Genomic DNA, 20,925 nt, shown 5'->3' with positions numbered 1-20,925 from the left:
TCCTAAATCGGAACCGATTCAAGGAATATGCTGTGGCAAGCTGTGGTCACGGCGCCTGCGCGCGCTTCCTGGCTTCGCGCGATCTTGCCGTGCGGCGGGCGGGCCTCAGTTCCTCGATCGTCGGCAGCCACCACTCGCCCTCGTGAACTGGCGGCGTCTTCGCAGGCCAGGTGCGGACGAGTTCTTCCAATGTGGGGACCCGCCAATATCCCCAGACATGATCCTCGGTCACGCCGGCATAGAAGTCCGTAACGACGTTCGGGTCGACCAGTTCACCGGAGATTTCGGTAAAGACGACGATTCCATAGGCGGTAACCACCGGACGGCCTATCGGCGGCAAGTCGTCGCTCTGAAGCGGGTAGCGATGACGCTTTCGTTCCGCAGAGCGGAGCTTGCTGCGCACATCCTGTTCTGTTCCCTTCCGCTCCTCGGCTCGACGTCGTCTTTCTTCCGGCTCGTTTCTGCGCGCCGCCGCCTCGATCTCCGGCCACCGGCGTCTGAGTTCCTCATAGGACCGGAAGGGAACGTGCCATATTTTGAGATCACCGTCCCATCGCGAGAATGGCACCTCGCGCAATTCGTCGACGACGGTCGTCGAATACGGCGTGCGAATTCGAAAGCCTGCCTTGCCGAGTTCAAGGTAAGGACTGTCGATGGGATCGAAGGCGAAGGCGTCGCGGCCCTTCGCATCGGCATGGGCGTCGGCTTCGGCCTCCATCTCGGCAAGCCATCGCCCGATGCGGCGGGACGCCGTTCGCCCTGGAACGAACCAGGCCTTGCGGGCATCACTCCAGCGGGCACGGGGGAAACGTCTTCGGAATTGTTCGACGGTCATCCTGTCATAGGGGAAGGAAATGTCGGCGCCCGGCTTCGCACCGTCTTCACTCGGCGGCGCCTCGTCGTGACCAGTGGAGGATTTGGTTTCGGCCATGGAAGAAGAACGCCGGCGCGCAGGGATCGGTTTCCGGTGAGGATATCATATAGGCCGACGGAGGGTGACGGCCGGCCGTCGTTATGGCCGCATTCGCCTCATCAGGCTAAGTTCTTATGGCAAAAAGCCGTTTGCGCATTGCCATTTCCGGTTATAGTAGCGTTACAACACGTCACGACCGGGGGAAAGGGACTTCCATGCTGCCACTCTTCGACATGATGATGCAGGCGCAGAACGGCGCGGCGATGGAGGCGATCGCCCGGCAGTTCAACCTTGCGCAGGAACAGGCGACGAAGGCGATGGCGGCGCTGATGCCGGCCTTTTCCGCCGGGCTGAAACGCAGCACCAGCAATCCCTATGATTTCGTCGGGCTGATGCAGGCGGTCTCCTCCGGCAATTATGCGCGATATTTCGAGGATATGAACCGGGCCTTCACGCCGGAGGGCATTTCCGACGGCAACAACATCCTTGCGCAGCTTTTCGGTTCGAAGGAGGTTTCGCGCGCGGTCGCCGCCCAGGCCGCACAGATGACCGGGATCGGCCAGGATATCTACAAACGGATGCTGCCGGTGCTGGCCGATACGCTGATGGGCGGGCTCTTCAAACAGACGACCGGCCAGATGGCCTCGCCGGTCAACCCCTTCGTCAACACCGCGATGAACGAGACCATCCAGAAGTGGCTGGAAAGCACCGGCTTTGCGCCGAAGCCGAAGACGACCCCGGAACCCAGCATCTTCGACAATCCCTTCACCCAGGCGATGCAGCTGATGTTTTCGGTGCCGAAGCCGGAAGCGACATCCCAGCCGAACCCCTTCCTCGACAATCCCTTTGCCAAAGCCTTCCAGGAGATGATGGGCGGGCTCGGCCAGCAGCCGGCGGCCCCGACCAAGAGCAAGACGCCGGAGGCGCCGAAGGAAGAGGCGAAGGTCAATGCCGACAGCTATACCGAGATGCTGAACGCCATGTTCGACAGCGGACTGGAAGTGCAGAAGAACTACCAGCGGAACCTGGAAGCGATCTTCGAAACCTATCGGCCGAAGCCCTCCTCGGAAAAGAGCGAATAGCGCACTAAAGCGCGTCACGATCTTTCAGATTCGCTTGCCACGCTTTATGTCCCGTTGCCGCAAAACCGCGGCACACTTTTGCGCGACATGCTTTAGCGCATAAAAAAACCCGGAGATGGCTTGGGAAAGCCGATCACCGGGTCAAGCGGCAGGGCTATTGGCTATCACCCTGCGGGGAAACTCGACGCTCCTACTGTTCGTAGGAGCGGAAGAACGACAGGCGCCAGCGATTGCGCGCCGAGCGCGTCAGATGTTCCGACGGGTCCTCGAAGAAGGTCGACGCCAGGAACGCAGAGGTCAGGTCGGCCCTGCTAAGGCCGATATCCCTCAGCTGAGCGTCGTTCAGATCGTGCAGCGCGTTGATCTCCATGCGATTGCGGAACCCGCGAAAGAGGGAGGTCAACGGTGCGAGGCCTGCTGCCAGACGCTGGGAAAACGTCGGGGTGAGCTTGCCGCAGTCGAGTTCTATTGTTCTGTCTGTCATCCGCATGGGACTCTCCTTTCTTTCGATTTTCTTTTAGGCACGCAACAACCCACCCCTCCCACGAGGTCGCGCGGGAGGGAGCAAGGCTGAATTGGGCTCGGACAGGCAGGGTGTCTGTCCTTCACTTTGCTTGATTTGCATCCCGAAGATGCCAAAGACCTATTGATCAGTCCAACGAATGTTTCTAATGATTATCATCAGCTATCTTTATGGGTGACAACATGTCCGCGCCTCTTGATCTCGACCAATTGCAGACTTTCATCGCCATCGTCGATTCCGGCAGCTTCACCAAGGCCGCCGACAGGGTCTACAAGACCCAATCGGCTGTCTCCATGCAGATGCGCCGTCTCGAGGAGCGCATCGGCAAGCAGCTGTTCATCAAGGACGGCCGCGGCAACCGGCTGACGGTCGAGGGCGAAAAGCTGCTCAACTATGCCCGGCGCATCATCCGCCTCAACAATGAGGCGATCGCCGCCTTCGACGACAACAGGCTGGAGGGGACGCTGCGCATCGGCACGCCGGACGATTATGCCGACCGCTACATGCCCGAAATCATCGGCCGCTTCGCCAAGACGCATCCGAATGTCGAGCTTTATATCGTCTGCGAGCCCTCGGTGGATCTTGCCGAGCGCATGCATAAGGGCGAGCTCGACATCGCGCTCGTCACCCACAATCCGCGCGAGCGCATGTCCGATGTGGTCAGAACCGAGCCGCTCTGCTGGGTGGGCTCGGCCAACCATCCGATCCGCGACGACGCGCCGGTGCCGCTTGCCGTCGGCCGGCGCGATTGCCAGTGGCGCCAGCTCGCCTGCTCGGCGCTCGATGCTGTGGGACGCGAGCACCAGATCCTGTTCACCAGTTGGTCCTGCACCGTCGTTGCCGCTGCCGTGCTTGCGGGCATGGCGGTTTCGGTGATGCCGGAATCGGCGCTGCGGACGGGCATGAAGGTGTTGAGCCAGGCGGACGGCTTCCCGGCGCTGCCGCCGGTGCAGATCGGCATCATGAAGCGACCGGGCGTTTCGCTCTCGCTGATGAACGCTATCACGGCGCATATCACCGCCTGCCTCGACAATATCACGCCCACTGTCGTCGACGACAGCCTCGAGGCAGACGTCAAATCCGCCCAGGCGCGCCTTTATCCGCGGCTGAAGGCGGCCAATATGGTCCCAAGCTGGTAAGAGTTCAGGCGGCGCGCGGCACGGTCGCGGCGAAAAGGGAGGCGCGGATAACGCGCTTCCACTCATCGAGCATACGCCGCGCCAAGGCCTCTTCGCTGACGGCGGCAAGCCGGATGACGGCGCCGATCAGGTGGCTGAATAGGTAAGTGCGCGCATACATTTCTTCGTCGCAAAGGTCGGGAGCCAGCTGGCGCACGGCGTCACGGAAGATGCCGGCGACGTGACCGCTGTGCTCGATATTCAGCTGCAGCAGATCCTGATCGGTCTCCGTTCCCATCCAGACACCGAGATAGACGGGATCGTTGTGGTAGGAATCGTAATACCAGTCGATGGTGGCGCAGACGACGTCCAGCGCCTGGTCGAGTGACCGTACGTCGGCAAACATCGCCGCCATCTTCGCCTGGATCGCCGAAGCATGCTGGTCGAACAGGGCTTTGACGATCGCCGCCTTCTCCGGGAAATACTGGTAGACCGAACCGATCGGCACCTTGGCAGCGATGGCGAGTTCCGTCATCCGCATGGCGCTGACACCCTTTTCGGCGATGATCTTGGCGGCGGCGGCGAGAATAAGGTCCAGCCTCTGGATGCTGCGCTCCTGCTTCGGCTTCCTGCGCAAGCCGATCCGATCCATGCTTTCCGCGCCCATGTCGTTCCCATTCTTTTTGTCGCGGCGGAGGCATATACCAGCCAGCGCGTCGGGCGGGTATGACATGCAAGCCTTCACCTGCCGTAAATGGAACCGTTCGGATTTTAACGGTCGGCAAAAGCCTGTGAAATCAAGCCCTCACAGCATATCGCGGCGATTGACGGAACATCGAAAAGACCTCGACAGGTTGTGCCATCCTCCCGCAGAGAAGAGAGACAGTCATCGCGTTGTCGAGGACATAGAGCACGGCGTCCTATTGGCTGCGATCGACGCAGGTTCAGCCCATTGCCATCCAAACGGCGAGCCAGATCCACATAGCAGCGAGTACGACATAGCCTGCCGCAAAAAGCGGGCTGCGATAGCGCAATTCGTTGCTGCTGACGTGGATGGCGGCGTGGGCGTAGCGCAGGGCGACGAAGATCCAGGCAAGCCCGACGGTGACGATATTGTCGGCGTCCGCGATATAAAGAAGAATGCAGCAGACATGGAAGAGCACAGGCAGTTCGAACTGGTTGGCGAGGCAGTTCTTGACGGCAAGGCTCTCGGCCGGCTCGCCGCGGTTTTCGCGATAATCCGATTTCGCGATGCTGCCGACGCGGATCATTTTTGCGCGCCGAAGCCCAAGAAGCGCGTAAAGACCATAGACCAGGGCCACATGGGCAAGGAGTGGCCAGAAGATTTGATAGCCGGTCATATAGCCGTTTCCTTTCCGCTTCCGCATTCGTTGCGCGTATGACAGCGCCGCGCGTCTTTTCAGACGCGCAAAGGACGCAGTAACACTTTGAGTTGCTGCATAATTTTCACCTTAAATCGATTCCGATTTAAGGAATTCTGCAGTAGCCGAAAGGCGAACCGGACACCAGCGTCGGACAGGCTGAAACGGGCTCAATCCTGGCGCGACGAGAGCCAGCGCATAACGGCGAACCGGGCGATGAGGATGAAGCAGATGGCGAGGCTTGCGAATTTCAGTCGTGTCATCCACGGCAGCAGCTGCGTTGCAACAGTTGAGGGCGCACCGTTGCCGAAGGCGATGAGGCTCGAGATGTTCTCGCCGTAGTCGGCGATGCCGTAGATGAACGGCAGCAGGTAGACTGCCTTGCCGACGAGCGGATGCGCCGATCGGCCGAACCATGCACCGCCGGGACCGAGCTTGAGGAAGGCGAGGAACAGCAGCGCCGTCAGCAATGCCGGAAAGATCAGCTCCGGCCCGAAATACATGGCGCGCAGCAGCCTGGTCGCCGTCTCGTTCTCATCGAGCAGCTTCTGCATGTGGAAGACCGCCGATTCGTCGTAACCGGCGAAATAGGTATCGAGCACCGCCTGGCCGGTCTCGTGTTTGAAGGGAACGACGAAGCCGAAGGTCGTCCAGGCGAGCACGGCAAGGCAGAGGGCTGCGAGCAGCGCGACGATCCAGAGAGGAATCCCGCTGCCCGCCTTCATGATCAGAGGCCGGCGCCCGGATAGTTCGGGCTCTCGCGGGTGATCGTCACGTCATGGGCGTGGCTTTCGCGAAGACCGGCACCGGAGATGCGCACGAAAGTGGCTCGCTCCTGGAAATCTTTGAGGTCCTTGCCGCCGACATAACCCATGGCCGCCTTGAGGCCGCCGGCGAGCTGGTGGATGACACCCGAAACCGGCCCCTTGTACGGCACCTGACCTTCGATGCCCTCAGGCACGAGCTTCAGCGTGTCGCGCACCTCGGCCTGGAAGTAACGGTCGGCCGAGCCGCGGGCCATGGCGCCGACGGAGCCCATGCCGCGATAGGCCTTGAAGGAACGGCCCTGGTAGAGATAGACCTCGCCCGGGCTCTCATCAGTGCCGGCAAGCAGCGAGCCGATCATGACGGCGGAAGCGCCGGCGGCGATCGCCTTGGCAAGATCGCCGGAGAACTTGATGCCGCCATCGGCGATGACGGGCACGTCCTGATCATTCGCAGCCTGCACCGCCGACATGATCGCGGCGAGCTGCGGAACGCCGACGCCGGCAACGATGCGCGTCGTGCAGATCGAACCCGGACCGATGCCGACCTTGACCGCATCCGCGCCGGCATCGATCAGCGCCCTGGTGCCGTCATAAGTGGCGACGTTGCCGGCCATGATGCGCACCGAGTTGGAAAGCTTCTTGACGCGGCTAACGGCATCGAGGACGCGCTGCGAATGGCCGTGGGCGGTATCGACGACCAGAAGGTCGACGCCGGCCTCGATCAGCCGCTCGGCGCGCTCGAAGCCGTCGTCACCGACGCTGATGGCGGCGGCGGCGCGAAGCCTGCCCTGCGCATCCTTGGAAGCGTTCGGGTTCAGCTGCGACTTCTCGATATCCTTGACGGTGATGAGACCGACGCAGCGGCCTTCCGTATCGACCACCAGCAGCTTCTCAATGCGATGCGAATGCAGCAGCCGCTTGGCCTCCTGCTGATCGACGTTTTCCTTGACCGTGACCAGTTTGTCCTTGGTCATCAGCTCATGGATCTTCTGTTCCTGATCGGTAGCGAAACGGACGTCGCGGTTGGTCAGGATCCCGACGAGGCGGCCGGACTTCTCCACGACAGGGATGCCGGAAATGCTGTAGGACTTCATGAGCCCGAGCGCATCGGCAAGTGTTTCATCCGGGCCGATCGTCACAGGATTGACGACCATGCCGCTTTCAAACTTCTTCACTTGCCGGACCTGCTCGGCCTGTTCGATCGGCGTCAGGTTGCGATGAATGACCCCGAGGCCGCCGGCCTGGGCCATGGCGATCGCCAGACGGCTTTCGGTGACGGTATCCATGGCGGATGAAATGATCGGGATGTTGAGTTCGAAATCCCGGGCGATGCGGGTGGAGATATTCGTTTGGCCGGGCATGACCTCGGAATGTCCGGGCTGCAGCAGCACGTCGTCGAAGGTAAGCGCGTCTGCGCCGGTTGCCGTTTCAATGATACGTGCCATGGCCAAATTCCCTCATTTAATAAAAATGCGACCCTGTCCGGAAACGAATCGTCCGCCCCGGCGGTCTGCATGGGTTGCTTGGAAGTTGGCGAGGGCTGGTAACACGTCTATGACAGGAAGGAAATAGCAAAAAGCCCGGCATGTCCGCCAGGCTCGTCATGGGTGCCATGCGCCAGGAGCATTGCGGGAAAAGCACTCAGCACTTTTCCGTCCGGAATTGCATAAAAACAAGAAGTTAGAGCGGCCCAGCGCTTCCGTGAAAGGCTGACCCGCTCCAGATCAGATGTCGAACTGATAGGTCTTCGGCACGAAGCGATAACCGCCATCCTGCCGCTCGACGAAGCCGACCGCGGGGAACGGCATGTGGTAGCCAAGGAAGGCGATCTTCTCGCTCGCGATCATCTCGAAAACCTTGCGGCGGGTGGCGGCTGCCTGCGTCTTGTCCATGTCGAAGCGCACCTCCCAATCCGGCCGCAGCAGCGACAGGATATAATGGTTGGCCGTATCGCCGGTGAGCACAAGGCGTTTGCCCTCGGATTCGACGTGGAACACCATATGTCCCGGCGAGTGGCCGGCCGCCAGCACCGCCGTTATGCCGGGTGCGACGCTGTCACCGTCCTTGATAAAAGTGGTCTTCTCGGCGAGCGGCACGACATTGGCGAGCACCGCCTTGTGGCCGCCCTCGGCAGGTGTGCCCTCACGCGCCTTGTCCGACCAGAAATCATATTCCGCCTGGCCGACGACATAGCGGGCATTCTTGAAGGCCGCCGCGCCGTCTTCCATCAGGCCGCCGATATGATCGCCGTGCAGATGGGTCAACGCCACCAGCGTGACGTCGTCGGCCGAATATCCTGCCGCCTTCAGGCCTTCTGCAAGCTGGCCGGCGCCGCGTGCACGGCCGGCCGCACCGAAGCCGGTATCGACGAGGATGACATCCGAACCGGTATCGATGAGAGCCGGCGTATAGCCGTTCAAGAACTTGTCGGCCGGCAGGAAGTTTGCGGTCAGCAATGCCTTGACCGTTTCGGGATCCTGATTGGTGCCGAAGGTTTCATAGGGCTTTTCGACAATGCTGGTGCCGTCGCGGACGACGGTGAACTTATAGGAACCGAGCTTGAATTGATTGATCTCAGGCAAAGGCGCTCCATCCATATGATTGCGTTCTCCAGTTGCGGCCGCTTCGGCCTTCTCTCTTAAAATGACCGGCGCCGCCAGCAGGCCAAGACCTGCGGCAAAAAGGGTGCGCCGCTTTATTCCCGATGAATTTGCCATATGTCCATCCTCCTTTGACGTGCGGTGCGTCGCCGCACGGCCCCCGATGATGTTTCCGGCCGGATTTCTTGCCTCGGCCGAGTAAACATATGTCAATCTTGACAGGCGGCGTTGATGCGCAAGCCGTCTCACGCAGACGTGAAGCAAACGTGTCATCGACCCGGATTTGGGGATTGGCAGAACCTGAAGCTGGGACTAAACAGCACGGGCCTTCCCAGCTCCAATCCGCTGCCCCATCAAGGCTCCCGCCTATGAATCGCATCGTCCCGCTGATCCTTGCCGTCGCCCTCTTCATGGAACAGATGGACTCGACCGTCATTGCGACGGCGCTGCCGGCGATCGCGGCGGATCTCAATGTCGGGCCGATCACGCTGAAGCTGGCGCTGACCTCCTACATGGTGGCGCTCGCGGTGTTCATCCCGGTCAGCGGCTGGATGGCCGACAGGTTCGGCGCCAAGAAAATCTTCCGCCTTGCCATCTCGGTCTTCGTCATCGGCTCGATCTTCTGCGCAATTTCGTCCAACCTCGTCGAATTCGTATTTGCCCGCTTCCTGCAGGGTATGGGCGGTGCGATGATGACGCCGGTCGGCCGCCTCGTGCTGGTGCGCACGACGCAGCGCAGCGATCTGGTCTCGGCCATGGCGCTGCTCACCATACCCGCACTTGTCGGCCCGCTCACCGGCCCGCCGCTCGGCGGCTTCATCACCACCTATTTCAGCTGGCACTGGATCTTCCTGATCAACGTGCCGGTCGGCATCATCGGCATCTGGCTTGCGACGATCTTTCTGCCGGAGGTGGAAGCGACGGCGCCGCCGCGGCTCGATTTCACCGGTTTCGTGCTGACCTCGCTTTCGGCTGCGGGCGTCGTCTTCGGCCTGTCGGTGGTCAGTCTGCCGGCCCTGCCCCCGATCATCGGCGTCACCGCCACCTTGATCGGTCTCATCTGCGGCGTCCTCTACGTGCGCCATGCCAAGCGGCATCCGGCGCCGATCCTCAACCTCAACCTGTTCAAGAATCCGACGTTTCGAACCTCCACCCTCGGCGGCACGCTCTTCCGTATCTGCGTCGGCGCCATGCCCTTCCTGACGCCGCTGATGCTGCAGCTCGGCTTCGGGCTGACGCCCTTCCAATCCGGCCTCATCACCTTTGCAGGCGCGATCGGGGCGATCACCACCAAGTTCATGGCGAAGCGCGTCTTCGCCGCCGCCGGCTTCCGCACGACGCTTCTCGGCGCAGCCATGGTGACGACCCTGGTGACTGTCGTCACCGGCCTGTTCACGCCGTCGACGCCGCATCTGGTCATCATCGGCGTGCTGCTGCTCGGCGGCTTCTCCCGCTCCTTCATGTTCACCGGCGTCAATGCGCTTGCCTTCGCCGATATCGAAGATGCCGAAGCCAGCCAGGCGACATCGATGAGTTCGGTGATGCAGCAGGTCAGCCTGGCGCTCGGCGTTGCGGTCGCCGCCGCGATCCTGGAGAGCTCGATCTATTTCCGCGGCGAAGCGCTGCAGGTCGCCGATTTCCACCTTGCCTTCTACATCATCGCCGGACTGACCGTCATTGCGACCATTCCCTTCATCCGGATGGACCGCAATGCCGGCGCACTCGTTTCCGGCCACCGCTCCAAGGCAATAACGGCAGCAACTGTTGAAGCCGAACAGCATGCAGTGAAATAAAGCATGTCGCGTAAAAGTGTGCAGCGGTTTTGCGACAACGGCATGCGTAAAAACAAAGACCAAAGCGCGAGGAGCAAATCTGAAAGATTGCGACGCGCTTTTGGCAGCCGCTACTGCGGGTTTTCGCAGACGGCAGAGAGCTTGTTGCCGTCGAGATCACGCACATAGGCGGCGTAGAAATGGGCATGGTAGGAGCGCAGGCCGGGTTCGCCCTCATCCACGGCGCCTGCCGCGATCGCCGCCGCATGGAAGGCATCGACATCCGCCCGCGTTTCGGCCGCAAGCGCGATCATCGCGCCATTGCCTGAGGTCGCCCGGCGGTGATTGAACGGCGTCACCACCCAGAAACGGCAGCGCGTATCGCCGTCGGCGGCATAGCCGATTTCCTCCTCCGAAGAGCGCTGGCGGCGATAACCGAGCACAGGCAGCACGGCATCATAAAAATGCCCTGCGCGATACAGATCGTTAGTTCCGATCGTGACGTAAAGAAGCATTGGGATCAGCGGTTCAAATCCTTGCAGCGCCGCGCCTCCTTTGAGACGCGCAAAGGAGGCTGTGGCGCTTTCAATTGCTGCATAATTTATCCCTACATCGATTCCGATTTAAGGAATTAGGCAGTCGATCGCCATCATCGGACAGGACCAGCCCAAAGATCAAGCTTCCTCTGCTTCACCTTCGGCCTTGCGCCCCTTGAACCCCTTGGCCAGCAGGAACATCTCGACCGATTCGGCACGTGACGAGTTTGGTTTGACATGGACGACCTGGCGGAAGTTCTGCTTGAGCATGGCGAGCAGTTCGCGCTCGGTGCCGCCCTGAAAGGTCTTGGTGAGGAAGTGCCCGCCTTCCCCTAGCACTTCGACGGCGAAATGGGCCGCGACTTCGCACAGATGCATGGTGCGCAGATGGTCGGTGCGGTGGTGACCGGTGGTGGGCGCCGCCATGTCCGATATGACAAGGTCGGGTGTGCCGCCGACGGCCTCCAACAGCTTGTCCGGCGCACTGGGATCGAGGAAATCGAGCTGCAGGATTTTGACCCCCGGCAGCTGGGTCATTTCAAGGAAATCGATCGCAGCCACACGAATATCATCATCCGTCGAGCCGGTGACTTTGGCGGCGATCTGCGACCAGCTGCCGGGGGCAGCGCCGAGATCGATAATGCGCCTGGCGCCGCGCAGGATATGATGTTTCTCGTCGATCTCCAGCAGCTTGAAGGCGGCCCGGGCGCGATAGCCTTCGAGCTGGGCGCGCTGCACATAGGGATCGTTGATGTGGCGCTCCAGCCATTGGCGGGAGGAGGCCTTCATCTTCTTGTTCTTGACGCGCTGGCCGAGCTTGCGGCCGGTGCGGTTTCCCGCGATCGGTGCCTTGGTCATGCCTATTCCTTATCTCACGATCTCAAGCGCTGGCCGCGGCGGTTGCGGTTGCGCCGCCACACGCCGTCATCGGCCATCATGTCGGTGAGCAAGCCTTCCCTCAAGCCGCGATCGGCAACGCGCATGCGCGGGCTCGGCCAGCGGCGGCGGATCGCCTCGAGAATGGCGCAGCCGGCGAGCACCAGATCGGCCCGGTCGGGCCCGATGCAGGGATTGGCGGCGCGGCTTGCGAAATCCCAGGAGAGAAGCTTTGCCTGCATGGCGGAGACCTCATCGTCGGACAGCCAGATGCCATCGACCTTGCGCCGGTCATAACGCGGCAGGTCGAGATGCACGCCGGCAAGCGTCGTCACCGTGCCCGATGTGCCGATCAGGTGAAAGTCGCCGGTCTGGGCGACCTCGATCTCCGGGCAATCGAAGCTTCCAAGCATGCCTTCGACTTCACGCACCATGCCTTCGAAGGCCTCCGGCGTGACGTCGTGCCCGCCATGGCGCTCCGACAGCGTCACGACGCCGACCGGAAGCGAGGTCCAGTGGGTGATGTGATTGGCAAGGCGGCTGAAGCGATTGTCGCCGATGCGGATGACGGCGATCTCCGACGAGCCGCCGCCGATATCGAAGAGCACGACGGAGCGCGTCTCGCGACCGACCAGCGAGGAGCAGCCGGAGACGGCAAGCCGCGCCTCTGTCTCTCGATCGATGATCTCGAGCGCGAGGCCGGTTTCGGCAACGACCCGGCTGAGGAATTCCTCGCCATTGACGGCCTGGCGGCAGGCTTCGGTGGCGATCAGCCGCATGCGGCGGATCTGCCGGTTCCTGAGCTTGGAGGCGCAGATCCTCAGCGCCTCGATCGCCCTCTCCATCGCCTCATCCGACAGACGGCCGCTGGCCGCAAGGCCCTCGCCGAGGCGCACGATGCGGGAAAAAGCATCGACGACACGGAATTGACCCGGACGGGTCGGCTGGGCAATGAGGAGACGGCAATTGTTGGTGCCGAGATCGAGGGCGGCGTAGAGTTCCTCCGGCCACACATGCTCGCTGGCGGCCTGACGATCCCCCTGATGCCCGGAATGGGAATGGCTTTCCTGGCGGCCCCTGCGGTTGGCACTTGCGCCATTCAGTGTTTCACGCAGTTCGGCCCTGAGCACCGTTTCTTCTGCGCGGCTTTCCTGCTGCTGGGCGCCTGATGGTTTTGCCGGTGTCAGCGGCCGGCCCTGTAGACCGCGCTTGCCGCGGTGTTTGCGGCGGTTGCGACGGCTCGGCGCTGAATCGCTATCAGAGCGGACAGCATTGCCTGCCGCTGCCGTCTGTTCCATTGCCTGGGGGATAGATGAACCATCCTGCACGGCACCGTGGCCACCACGACGGCGACGCTTGCGCTTGCGAGCCGGATTGCCGACTGCATCTTCCATCGGGCGCGCAGGCTGTCCGGCACCGCCGGAAGGCTCATGCGAAGCGGGATGAGCCGCGTTGCGGGATTGCCCGCCACGCTTGCCCTTGCGGCGCCTGGACTTCTTGCCGTCCTTGCGCCCTGCCGCCGACGCCCCGTCAAATTGCGGCATTGCGCCGCCTTCGGGGTCTTCCACGTTGTTTTTCCATCGCGCCGCGCAAGTCTTGAGATATGCAGCAGGCGCTCATTCGATTTTTGCGTTGCGGCAAGAATATCAGCGCCCGCCGAAATCGCCAAATTCTTTTTTGGACAGGGGATTTGCAGCGGTTTCACCTTTCCGCGGCAGCACCGATTTTTTTCAAAACAGCTATTTGCAATTCTCCGGCTTTTGGTTATAAGCGCCGCACACCAGCCGACCGCCCGCCGGTTCGCTTATGCTGGGGAATAGTTCAATGGTAGAACGACGGACTCTGACTCCGTTAATCTTGGTTCGAATCCAGGTTCCCCAGCCAATATTTCACTAAGCGATTGATTTTACGGCAAAACGGGTTTGCTTTTATCTGCTCTCCCCGTCCCCTCCTCCAATGCCTGCTTCCTTTTCGCTGCCCTGATCACTTGGATCGATGGGCGCAGCATGTCGGCGAATCCGACATCGTGGCTTGGGCGAGCATCTTGCAGCATCTACGCATTACACGCGCCCATTTCGATTTTTGTTGATTTCGGGCGCGCCGTGATGAGCAGCGACGGTAGGCGCTATTGGCGTCGGCCTGACGTCTTCTCGCTTCTGGAGCGGCCGATAGACAAAATTGGTCAGCGACTGGGAAAATAAATGAGGGTTCCGGAATGCTGATTTACAACAGCACTGAAAATAAAGATTGAAATCGGCCGCGTCCGCAAATCTTTTATCAGGCCACACTGTTCTCCTCCAAGATCTCTGTGTTAGGCAGCCCACAAGCGCCAATCTTGCGCGCGACAAAGTTACGCTCTCGATATCGAAGGCAGGCGTTAGCATTGAAGGTTTACAGACCAGAGATCGATGGCTTAAGGGCCATATCGGTGATCGCGGTTATTCTGTATCACGCCGAGTTCACGGTTGCCGGCCACACGTTGCTGCGGGGCGGATACATCGGCGTCGATGTGTTTTTTGTGATCAGCGGCTTTCTGATCTCCCAAATTCTGCTGACAGAAATCGAAGCAACGGGGCGTATTGATTTCCTTAAATTCTATGCTCGGCGCGCGCGAAGAATCCTACCTGCGTTGTTTGCAGTAGTTTTCGCGACAATACCCTTCGCATATTACCTTTTATTACCATCGGAACTCCTGGATTACGCGAATTCCATAGGTTCGTCGCTTCTATTTGGATCGAATATCTATTTCTATTTTACTGCGGCCCAGTATGGGGAGCCCAACACCCTTCTCAAGCCTTTTCTTCACACCTGGTCGTTGAGCGTCGAAGAGCAATTTTATATCGGGTTTCCGCTCTTATTGCTGTTCACGCGCCGATACTTGAAATCAAGGTTTCTGCCATGCGTGTTGCTCGTGGCGTCCTTCAGCTTTGTATTGTGTGTGGTGACGGTACGGTATGATCAGCAGCAGGCCTTCTACTCGCCATTCACCCGGGCCTGGGAACTGCTGGCCGGAACACTTCTCGCCTATCACGAGATGAGGCGCGGACGAACTCGCCCTCAGCCGTTACTCGCGGCGGCCGGGGTTGTCCTTGTTCTTGGTTCACTGATTTTGTTCAGAAAGGACACGGTTCATCCTGGCCTGTTAACTGTGATCCCAGTCATTGGGACCTGTCTGGTGCTCGCATTTGCCGGTCATCAGGACGCAGTCGGGCGCCTGTTGGCTTCTCGACCGGCGGCGCTCACCGGACTGGTATCCTACTCTTTATATTTGTGGCATTACCCGGTCTTCGCCTTCTTGCGGCTGACAAGCTTGAATCTCAACAATGGCGATAAGTTTCTTGCGATCGCAGCGACGGTCTTGGTCGCGGTCGTCAGCTTTGTCGTTATTGAAAAGCCCCTTCGCCACACCAGGAAAAGCCGCGCTCTCTGGATCTACCTGGGCTCATCAGTTGCAACCATCACGGCTGCAGTTGTGTCAGCAATCTCTATGGCCGGTTTTCCTCACAGGTTGGATCAAATTTATCCACCTCTCGCGCAGGCGAACGAAGCACGGCTCGAAAGCACTTTTCTAAGCTTGAACAACAACATTCAAGCTGGGAAGCCCATTATCTTCATAATTGGGGACTCGCACGCCAGAAACTGGTCGATCGCGCTGAAAAATTACATCGATTCCGACCGATATCAAGTCGTGGCAATCAGCTACTTAAACTGCATGGTGGAGATCAAGAACGATATTGTTAGGGCCCCCTCTCGCGCCAGCATTTACGATAAATACTGCATTCCCTTTGAAAAATATATCAACGACAAGTCATTGCTCAGCCGAACGAAAGCGATTTTCCTCACGAGCCTTCGGCCTTTTGAGTACACCGTCAACCCCTTCAGGTTTGAGCTTCTTTCCTGGATGAAAAGCCACTCGGATGACGCGCGAATTTTCGTTTTCGGAAATTATTTCCAGCTCGACGATTTACACTCGTGCCTAGGGCTCATGTTTCAGAGAAAATCCGATGCCTCCATATGCCTGCGGGAAGCGACCTATCCGCCGGCCAACCAGCCTTTAGAGCAACTGCCATTTTTCCCATCCGATCTAGCGTTCACCTACGTCGATATCGTCAAGCTTCACTGCGATTACGACAAGGAGAAATGCCTCACGAGCAGCAGGGGTGTTCCGTTCATCACAGACTGGAACCATCTGACAGCAGAATTTCTGACGACCCTGATTGGTGACATTCTGGAAAAGAGAACCGCCGACCTACGGGGCGACGGTCTCCTCGATTTCCTGGTACCGCCGCACGCCAGACAATCCGAACGAACTGCAAGTTCTCAGCCGAACGCTGGTCGAACGTCTTCCGCTTCTCCATGAGATTACACGGACGGACGCCGGGAATGACGGTGAACTTGGTGTTCAAGTCCTGACTTTCGGCATACCCCGTCGTCTCGATCAAGGGTAGCAGCCACGTCGCCTAAAGCTGACGGCTCACACGTCACGCCAATCGCCGCCCTTTGGAGTTCTGGATGCCCGACAGCTATTGTCGCGCCACGGCGGCATTGCCTTCGAACTGCAGAAACCAATCATACACTGCGCGGATACCTTCCTCCAGCGAGATGCGTGGCTTCCAGCCCATGTTCCTCAGCTTGTCGGTGCTCATGAGCTTACGCGGCGTCCCGTCAGGCTTGGATAGGTCGTGGGCAATTTTTCCTTCGTAACCGACAACACGGCAAACCAACCGCGCGAGCTCGATGATTTCAATGTCCTCTCCCGAACCGACATTGACGTGCTGCGCGTCCGAATAGTTATTCAACAGGAAAACCAGCGCATCCGCGCAATCGTCAACGTGGAGGAATTCCCGTCGTGGCTTTCCGGTTCCCCAGATGGCAATTTCGGATGCCCCCGTCACCTTTGCGAGGTGCGCTTTGTGAATTAGCGCCGGCAGAACGTGACTGGATTGCAGATCGAAATTATCGCCCGGACCATAGAGGTTGGTGGGCATGGCAGAAATATAATCGCGTCCGTGCTGCTTGCGGTAGGCGTCGGCCAGCTTGATCCCGGCAATCTTGGCGACAGCATACCACTCGTTGGTCGGCTCAAGCGGTCCGGTCAGAAGCGCATCTTCAGAAATCGGCTGCGGCGCGAATTTAGGATAAATGCAGCTTGAGCCCAGAAACAGAAGCCTGTCGACGCCGTTACGATGCGCGGCTTCGAAAATATTGGCCTCAATAATCAGGTTATCGTAGAGGAAATCGGCCGGGAAGGTATCGTTCGCAAGAATACCGCCAACCTTTGCAGCAGCAAGGATGATCGCATCCGGTCTGTTCGTCTGGACGAATCTCTCGACCTCGTCCTGCCGTTTGAGATCAAGCTCCTGTCGCGTTGCCGTGATGACAGTGCAGTTTTCTGAGTGAAGCCTGCGCACAAGCGCGCTGCCGACCATGCCGCGATGACCGGCGACCCAGATTTTCTTGTTGGACAGGTCGGACACTCAGATCTCTCTTCGGCTGTTTTGAGCCTTCCAGTGCTTGACATCCTCCCGCACCATTTCGGCGGCGAGTTCGCGGACCGGGGTCTTGTGGTGCCAGCCCAATTTCTGACGTGCCTTGGTCGGGTCGCCAAGCAAAAGGTCGACCTCCGTCGGGCGGAAATACCGCTGGTCGATTTCCACAAGGCAGGCACCGGACGCGGAGTCATAACCCTTTTCGTCGACGCCGGACCCCTTCCATTCCAAAGCAATGCCCACGTCGGCAAAAGCCCACTCCACAAACTGGCGGACACTCGTCGTCTCACCGGTCGCCAAGACGTAGTCATCCGGCTTGTCCTGCTGCAGCATGCGCCACATGCCCTCGACATATTCACGCGCGTGGCCCCAGTCACGTTTGGCGTCGAGATTGCCGAGGAAAAGCTTATCCTGCCGCCCCAGATGGATGGCAGCCACCGCCATCGTGATCTTGCGCGTGACGAAGGTTTCGCCGCGAAGCGGGCTTTCGTGATTGAAAAGAATGCCGTTCGACGCATGCATGCCGTAGGCCTCGCGATAATTCACGACGATCCAGTAGGCATAGAGCTTGGCTGCGGCATAGGGAGAACGCGGGTAAAAGGGCGTCTTCTCGTTCTGCGGCACTTCCTGCACAAGACCGTAGAGTTCCGAGGTCGATGCCTGGTAGAATCGGGTCTTTTCCTCGAGCCCCAGGATACGGATCGCTTCGAGCAACCTCAACGTCCCGATGCCATCGGCATCCGCCGTATATTCAGGCGTTTCGAAGCTGACACCCACATGGCTTTGTGCGGCAAGATTGTAGATTTCATCGGGCTGCGTCTGCTGCACGATCCGCAGCAGGTTGGTCGAGTCGATCATATCGCCATAGTGGAGAATGAAGCGAGGATGTGTCTCATGCGGATCCTGATAGATATGTTCGATGCGGCCGGTATTAAAAGACGAGGACCGCCGCTTGATACCGTGCACCGTATAGCCCTTGCTCAGAAGCAATTCGGCCAAATAGGCACCATCCTGACCAGTCACCCCAGTAATAAGCGCGGTTTTTGTCATTTTTTCACATCGTCTTTCGATACAATCTTCGGGTCGTGTTTATGGAAACGGCCGAACGAGTGCAACCCCCATGTAACTGCGGCCAGGCCGGCGAGATGAGCATCGTCGATCTCTTCGGTTGCCGCGAGACTGGCACGATGAGACTAGAGCTTTCCATTAAAGGCCGTGTCGCCCGTCGTGCAAAAAGCGTAACGGCTTCCTCGGATGGTTCTTCCTTGACGGTCCTCATCGGGCAAGAGGTCATTTTGCCCTTCAGTTTGCTTTCCCGTTCCATGTTTTGATGGCCATCCAAGCACCATAGAAGAAATTGTCGATCACCGTCTCAAGATTGCAACGACACCCTTCACACAGGTCCAACTTTGCTTGTGACCGGGCCGTTGTGGGTGTTGTCGTGATCGCAGGATATGCTAAGGCAAATACCAGGAATTAATTAGGTGCAGCTGAATGGATGACGCGGATGACCCCTCGCGCCAATTGGTGAGAGCGCCCTTTTGCGGATCTCCCTGACGATCAATTCGTGACAGCATCCGCTGGCTGTGACGCTTGTACAAAGGGGACGAGAAATTGAGGAGCGAGATCCGCTGTGTCAGATTATCTGTGAAAAACGACGCGGTTCTCCGGCCTGATCGAAATGTGAAGTAGCCGTCTGCTGGCGCGGAGGCTGAGGTTAGTCAAAGCATGAAAATTGGCATCTTGTTAGAAAACCCGATTCAGGTCGGTGGCGGATTCAATCAAGCAATCAATGCGATCGTACAACTCCAGCGTATCATCGGAAAACAGCATGAAGTCGTGGCTTTCACGACGATCAAAGCCAATCTGCAGCATCTCAAGCGGCTTGGAGTTCCCGCAGAATACCTGCCTGCCGCCGGAAGGCTATCTCGAATTACACTCGCCGTGTTGCGCCGCTTAAGCCGCAAGGAAATTGGCAAAGCGTGGATGGCAAAAAAAATCGAAAATGCGCTGCTGAAAGCAGGCATGGATCTGGCGTATTTCGTTACCCATTCCTCAACTCCGAACTATTTCCGCAAGCTCAACTACGTCACGACCGTCCTTGATCTCTGTCATCGGGACGATCTCGAATTTCCGGAAGTGAGCTCCGATGGCAGATTCGAAGAACGCGAGCGGCACTTTTCCACATGCCTGCCACGTGCCGTCGCCGTCATGGTGGCATCACATCAGCTCCTGAAGAGGATTGTCGTTCGCTACGGAGTTGACGAAGAGCGCATGATTGCGATGCCGTTCGAGCCCTCTCCGTTCTTAGGTGAAGCGCATTCGATCGATCGCACAGCCGTGCTCGGCAATTACGGGCTGAGGGATGGCTATTATTTCTATCCGGCGCAATTCTGGCCTCATAAGAACCATATACGCATTCTTGAAGCGGTCTCGTTGTTAAAGCAAAAGACGGCCGTTAATTCCGACATACACGTGGTCTTTTCGGGTGCGGACCGCGGTAATTTGGCCCGGATCAAGCAGCAAGCGCAGCGGTTAGGCGTCTCTGACAATGTGACGTTTCTCGGCTTTGTGCCGGTCGATCACATGCGCGCGCTTTACGAAGGCGCACTGGCCGTCGTGATGTCGACTTATTTTGGCCCGACCAATCTACCGCCGTTGGAAGCCTGGGCAGTCGGCCGCCCGTTGATCTATTCGGCGCACCTCAATGAACAGGTCGGCGATGCGGCGTTGTTTGCCGACGCTAATGACGCAGAGCAGTGGGCCGACGCAATGTTGCGCATTCGGGATCCTGCGGTGGCAGTTGATCTGATCGAAAAAGGGCGTAAGCAGCTAAAAGCGATCGACACGGAGCGGCTCGAAGCCGAGACCCTATTCGTACATAGACTCGAGCAATTTGCGCAACGTAGGAAATGCTGGGAATAATCATGGAATGCGCACCAGTCATACTTTTTGTCTTCAATCGTCCCATGCATATGGCACGGACCGTTGCTGCATTGCAGGTAAACGAATTGGCGGAACAGACACCGCTGTTCATTTTTTGCGACGGTCAGCGCAATGAAAAAGAAGCGGAGCGCGTGCGCCAGGTCCGTGAACAGGCAAAGACGATAACGGGTTTCAAGTCGGTCACTATCGTCGAACGTGAAAGAAACTATGGCCTTGCAGGTTCTATCATCGATGGCGTGGGCCGCCTGTGCGAACAGTATGGCCGCGTCATCGTCGTCGAGGATGACCTGATAACCTCGCCTGACTTCTTGCGCTATATGAACCAAGGGCTGGATCTTTATGCAGATGAGGAGCGCGTCGCCAGCATTCACGGTTACGCCTATCCAGTCCCCAATGACGATGCTCCCGAGAGCTATTTCCTACGTGGGGCGGACTGTTGGGGATGGGCCACGTGGGCCCGGGCATGGAAACATTTCGAACCCAATGGGACTAAGCTTCTGATGGGCCTGAAAGAGAAAGGCCTTGCCAAAGCTTTCGACTACGGTGGGAACGCCTTTTTCCTGGCGATGCTGCGCAATCAAGTCAAAGGCAAGAATCAATCTTGGGCGATCAGGTGGCATGCCAGCGCTTATCTGGACAATATGCTGACCCTCTACCCTCGCCAGAGCCTTGTGGAGAACTCAGGGTTTGACGACAGCGGAGTCCACTGCAGCGATGTCGATTATTACGCCGGCAACCTCGGGCATGCGCCGGGGAAATTGCAAAAGATCCCCGTTGAAGTTAACGAACAAATGCGACTGCGCGTGTTGGGCTTTTTCGCAAAGATGCGCCGCCAGCGGATGAATGATTTCTACAAACTCGTATTCTCGGCCGGGGTCAAGCGCATACGCAAAGTAGTCGGTTTGGCGGCATCCTGACGCA

At 58.8% G+C, this 20,925-nt stretch carries 19 protein-coding genes and 1 tRNA gene; 8 read left to right on the top strand and 12 right to left on the bottom strand.

Annotation, left to right across the window (positions count from 1 at the left end; genetic code table 11):
• Nucleotides 1-46: 46 nt before the first annotated feature.
• Nucleotides 47-931 carry a hypothetical protein gene (locus tag GR198_RS30915; protein ID WP_029872564.1) on the bottom strand — a complete coding sequence of 295 codons (885 nt, stop codon included), beginning with the start codon at nucleotides 929-931 and terminating at the stop codon, nucleotides 47-49.
• A gap of 197 nt (nucleotides 932-1,128) precedes the next feature.
• Between GR198_RS30915 and GR198_RS30910 the strand changes: the two genes are divergently transcribed.
• The gene (locus GR198_RS30910) at nucleotides 1,129-1,995 is read left to right on the top strand and encodes a DUF937 domain-containing protein (RefSeq protein ID WP_164026713.1); all 867 of its coding nucleotides are present in this window, start codon (nucleotides 1,129-1,131) and stop codon (nucleotides 1,993-1,995) included.
• 190 nt (nucleotides 1,996-2,185) lie between these two features.
• Here the strand turns inward: GR198_RS30910 and GR198_RS30905 are convergent, their stop codons facing one another.
• Nucleotides 2,186-2,485: a DUF1127 domain-containing protein gene (locus GR198_RS30905; RefSeq protein WP_164070179.1), complete on the bottom strand. Its 300-nt coding sequence runs from the start codon at nucleotides 2,483-2,485 to the stop codon at nucleotides 2,186-2,188.
• A gap of 215 nt (nucleotides 2,486-2,700) precedes the next feature.
• On the opposite strand from GR198_RS30905, the gene GR198_RS30900 reads away from it, so the two are divergent.
• Nucleotides 2,701-3,657 carry a LysR substrate-binding domain-containing protein gene (locus GR198_RS30900; protein WP_032986695.1) on the top strand — a complete coding sequence of 319 codons (957 nt, stop codon included), beginning with the start codon at nucleotides 2,701-2,703 and terminating at the stop codon, nucleotides 3,655-3,657.
• A 4-nt stretch (nucleotides 3,658-3,661) separates the two neighbouring features.
• On the opposite strand, the gene GR198_RS30895 is transcribed toward GR198_RS30900, so the two are convergent.
• The 5 genes from GR198_RS30895 to GR198_RS30875 all read right to left on the bottom strand — a co-directional run bounded on the left by GR198_RS30895 (nucleotide 3,662) and on the right by GR198_RS30875 (nucleotide 8,502).
• Nucleotides 3,662-4,303, bottom strand: a complete 642-nt coding sequence (locus GR198_RS30895; RefSeq protein WP_032986694.1) for a TetR family transcriptional regulator — start codon at nucleotides 4,301-4,303, stop codon at nucleotides 3,662-3,664.
• A gap of 277 nt (nucleotides 4,304-4,580) precedes the next feature.
• Entirely contained in the window at nucleotides 4,581-4,997 is a 417-nt protein-coding gene (locus GR198_RS30890) for an MAPEG family protein (protein WP_164070177.1), read from the bottom strand.
• A gap of 191 nt (nucleotides 4,998-5,188) precedes the next feature.
• Nucleotides 5,189-5,743 (bottom strand): hypothetical protein, encoded by a 555-nt coding sequence (locus tag GR198_RS30885; RefSeq protein WP_164051092.1) that lies wholly within the window; start codon nucleotides 5,741-5,743, stop codon nucleotides 5,189-5,191.
• A gap of 2 nt (nucleotides 5,744-5,745) precedes the next feature.
• Nucleotides 5,746-7,230, bottom strand: a complete 1,485-nt coding sequence (gene guaB, locus GR198_RS30880; protein WP_012756170.1) for an IMP dehydrogenase — start codon at nucleotides 7,228-7,230, stop codon at nucleotides 5,746-5,748.
• A gap of 279 nt (nucleotides 7,231-7,509) precedes the next feature.
• Nucleotides 7,510-8,502, bottom strand: a complete 993-nt coding sequence (locus tag GR198_RS30875) for an MBL fold metallo-hydrolase (protein ID WP_164070175.1) — start codon at nucleotides 8,500-8,502, stop codon at nucleotides 7,510-7,512.
• 251 nt (nucleotides 8,503-8,753) lie between these two features.
• On the opposite strand from GR198_RS30875, the gene GR198_RS30870 reads away from it, so the two are divergent.
• On the top strand, nucleotides 8,754-10,178 hold the full coding sequence (locus GR198_RS30870; RefSeq protein ID WP_029872553.1) for a DHA2 family efflux MFS transporter permease subunit: 1,425 nt from the start codon (nucleotides 8,754-8,756) through the stop codon (nucleotides 10,176-10,178).
• 110 nt (nucleotides 10,179-10,288) lie between these two features.
• On the opposite strand, the gene GR198_RS30865 is transcribed toward GR198_RS30870, so the two are convergent.
• From GR198_RS30865 to GR198_RS30855, 3 genes are all read right to left on the bottom strand, one after another.
• Nucleotides 10,289-10,672 carry a VOC family protein gene (locus tag GR198_RS30865; RefSeq protein ID WP_029872552.1) on the bottom strand — a complete coding sequence of 128 codons (384 nt, stop codon included), beginning with the start codon at nucleotides 10,670-10,672 and terminating at the stop codon, nucleotides 10,289-10,291.
• A gap of 159 nt (nucleotides 10,673-10,831) precedes the next feature.
• A complete protein-coding gene (locus tag GR198_RS30860) occupies nucleotides 10,832-11,551 on the bottom strand; it encodes an RlmE family RNA methyltransferase (protein ID WP_029872551.1) in 720 nt (239 codons plus the stop codon).
• Nucleotides 11,552-11,565: 14 nt separating this feature from the next.
• Nucleotides 11,566-13,137 carry a Ppx/GppA phosphatase family protein gene (locus GR198_RS30855; protein ID WP_164070174.1) on the bottom strand — a complete coding sequence of 524 codons (1,572 nt, stop codon included), beginning with the start codon at nucleotides 13,135-13,137 and terminating at the stop codon, nucleotides 11,566-11,568.
• 242 nt (nucleotides 13,138-13,379) lie between these two features.
• Between GR198_RS30855 and GR198_RS30850 the strand changes: the two genes are divergently transcribed.
• Together GR198_RS30850 and GR198_RS30845 are read left to right on the top strand one after the other, a co-directional pair.
• Nucleotides 13,380-13,453: transfer RNA gene (locus GR198_RS30850), tRNA-Gln, on the top strand.
• A 499-nt stretch (nucleotides 13,454-13,952) separates the two neighbouring features.
• Nucleotides 13,953-15,929 carry an acyltransferase family protein gene (locus GR198_RS30845; RefSeq protein ID WP_029872549.1) on the top strand — a complete coding sequence of 659 codons (1,977 nt, stop codon included), beginning with the start codon at nucleotides 13,953-13,955 and terminating at the stop codon, nucleotides 15,927-15,929.
• Between the two features lie 163 nt (nucleotides 15,930-16,092).
• Here GR198_RS30845 and fcl read toward each other — a convergent pair whose 3' ends face one another.
• Together fcl and gmd are read right to left on the bottom strand one after the other, a co-directional pair.
• The gene (gene fcl, locus GR198_RS30840) at nucleotides 16,093-17,046 is read right to left on the bottom strand and encodes a GDP-L-fucose synthase (RefSeq protein WP_029872548.1); all 954 of its coding nucleotides are present in this window, start codon (nucleotides 17,044-17,046) and stop codon (nucleotides 16,093-16,095) included.
• Nucleotides 17,047-18,108 (bottom strand): GDP-mannose 4,6-dehydratase, encoded by a 1,062-nt coding sequence (gene gmd / locus GR198_RS30835; RefSeq protein ID WP_029872547.1) that lies wholly within the window; start codon nucleotides 18,106-18,108, stop codon nucleotides 17,047-17,049.
• 95 nt (nucleotides 18,109-18,203) lie between these two features.
• On the opposite strand from gmd, the gene GR198_RS30830 reads away from it, so the two are divergent.
• The 3 genes from GR198_RS30830 (at nucleotide 18,204) to GR198_RS30820 (ending at nucleotide 20,921) form a co-directional block, all read left to right on the top strand.
• Entirely contained in the window at nucleotides 18,204-18,389 is a 186-nt protein-coding gene (locus GR198_RS30830; RefSeq protein ID WP_131645418.1) for a hypothetical protein, read from the top strand.
• A 397-nt stretch (nucleotides 18,390-18,786) separates the two neighbouring features.
• Nucleotides 18,787-19,983, top strand: a complete 1,197-nt coding sequence (locus tag GR198_RS30825; protein WP_029872546.1) for a glycosyltransferase family 4 protein — start codon at nucleotides 18,787-18,789, stop codon at nucleotides 19,981-19,983.
• Nucleotides 19,984-19,985: 2 nt separating this feature from the next.
• Nucleotides 19,986-20,921: a glycosyl transferase gene (locus tag GR198_RS30820; protein ID WP_029872545.1), complete on the top strand. Its 936-nt coding sequence runs from the start codon at nucleotides 19,986-19,988 to the stop codon at nucleotides 20,919-20,921.
• Nucleotides 20,922-20,925: the final 4 nt, after the last annotated feature.

Source organism: Rhizobium leguminosarum (genome assembly GCF_010668065.1).
In the GTDB taxonomy this organism is placed as follows: Bacteria; Pseudomonadota; Alphaproteobacteria; order Rhizobiales; family Rhizobiaceae; genus Rhizobium; species Rhizobium leguminosarum_S.
This window is presented reverse-complemented; position numbering and strand designations above follow the sequence as displayed.

Excerpts from the sequence above, each read along its gene's own strand:
- GR198_RS30895 (WP_032986694.1), bottom strand. The coding sequence starts at position 4,303 with ATGGGCGCGGAAAGCATGGATCGGATCGGCTTGCGCAGGAAGCCGAAG.
- GR198_RS30875 (WP_164070175.1), bottom strand. The coding sequence starts at position 8,502 with ATGGCAAATTCATCGGGAATAAAGCGGCGCACCCTTTTTGCCGCAGGT.
- GR198_RS30830 (WP_131645418.1), top strand. The coding sequence starts at position 18,204 with ATGAGCATCGTCGATCTCTTCGGTTGCCGCGAGACTGGCACGATGAGA.
- GR198_RS30870 (WP_029872553.1), top strand. The coding sequence starts at position 8,754 with ATGAATCGCATCGTCCCGCTGATCCTTGCCGTCGCCCTCTTCATGGAA.
- GR198_RS30915 (WP_029872564.1), bottom strand. The coding sequence starts at position 931 with ATGGCCGAAACCAAATCCTCCACTGGTCACGACGAGGCGCCGCCGAGT.
- GR198_RS30905 (WP_164070179.1), bottom strand. The coding sequence starts at position 2,485 with ATGCGGATGACAGACAGAACAATAGAACTCGACTGCGGCAAGCTCACC.
- GR198_RS30890 (WP_164070177.1), bottom strand. The coding sequence starts at position 4,997 with ATGACCGGCTATCAAATCTTCTGGCCACTCCTTGCCCATGTGGCCCTG.
- GR198_RS30865 (WP_029872552.1), bottom strand. The coding sequence starts at position 10,672 with ATGCTTCTTTACGTCACGATCGGAACTAACGATCTGTATCGCGCAGGG.
- GR198_RS30825 (WP_029872546.1), top strand. The coding sequence starts at position 18,787 with ATGAAAATTGGCATCTTGTTAGAAAACCCGATTCAGGTCGGTGGCGGA.
- GR198_RS30900 (WP_032986695.1), top strand. The coding sequence starts at position 2,701 with ATGTCCGCGCCTCTTGATCTCGACCAATTGCAGACTTTCATCGCCATC.
- gmd (WP_029872547.1), bottom strand. The coding sequence starts at position 18,108 with ATGACAAAAACCGCGCTTATTACTGGGGTGACTGGTCAGGATGGTGCC.
- GR198_RS30910 (WP_164026713.1), top strand. The coding sequence starts at position 1,129 with ATGCTGCCACTCTTCGACATGATGATGCAGGCGCAGAACGGCGCGGCG.
- guaB (WP_012756170.1), bottom strand. The coding sequence starts at position 7,230 with ATGGCACGTATCATTGAAACGGCAACCGGCGCAGACGCGCTTACCTTC.
- GR198_RS30820 (WP_029872545.1), top strand. The coding sequence starts at position 19,986 with ATGGAATGCGCACCAGTCATACTTTTTGTCTTCAATCGTCCCATGCAT.
- GR198_RS30885 (WP_164051092.1), bottom strand. The coding sequence starts at position 5,743 with ATGAAGGCGGGCAGCGGGATTCCTCTCTGGATCGTCGCGCTGCTCGCA.
- GR198_RS30860 (WP_029872551.1), bottom strand. The coding sequence starts at position 11,551 with ATGACCAAGGCACCGATCGCGGGAAACCGCACCGGCCGCAAGCTCGGC.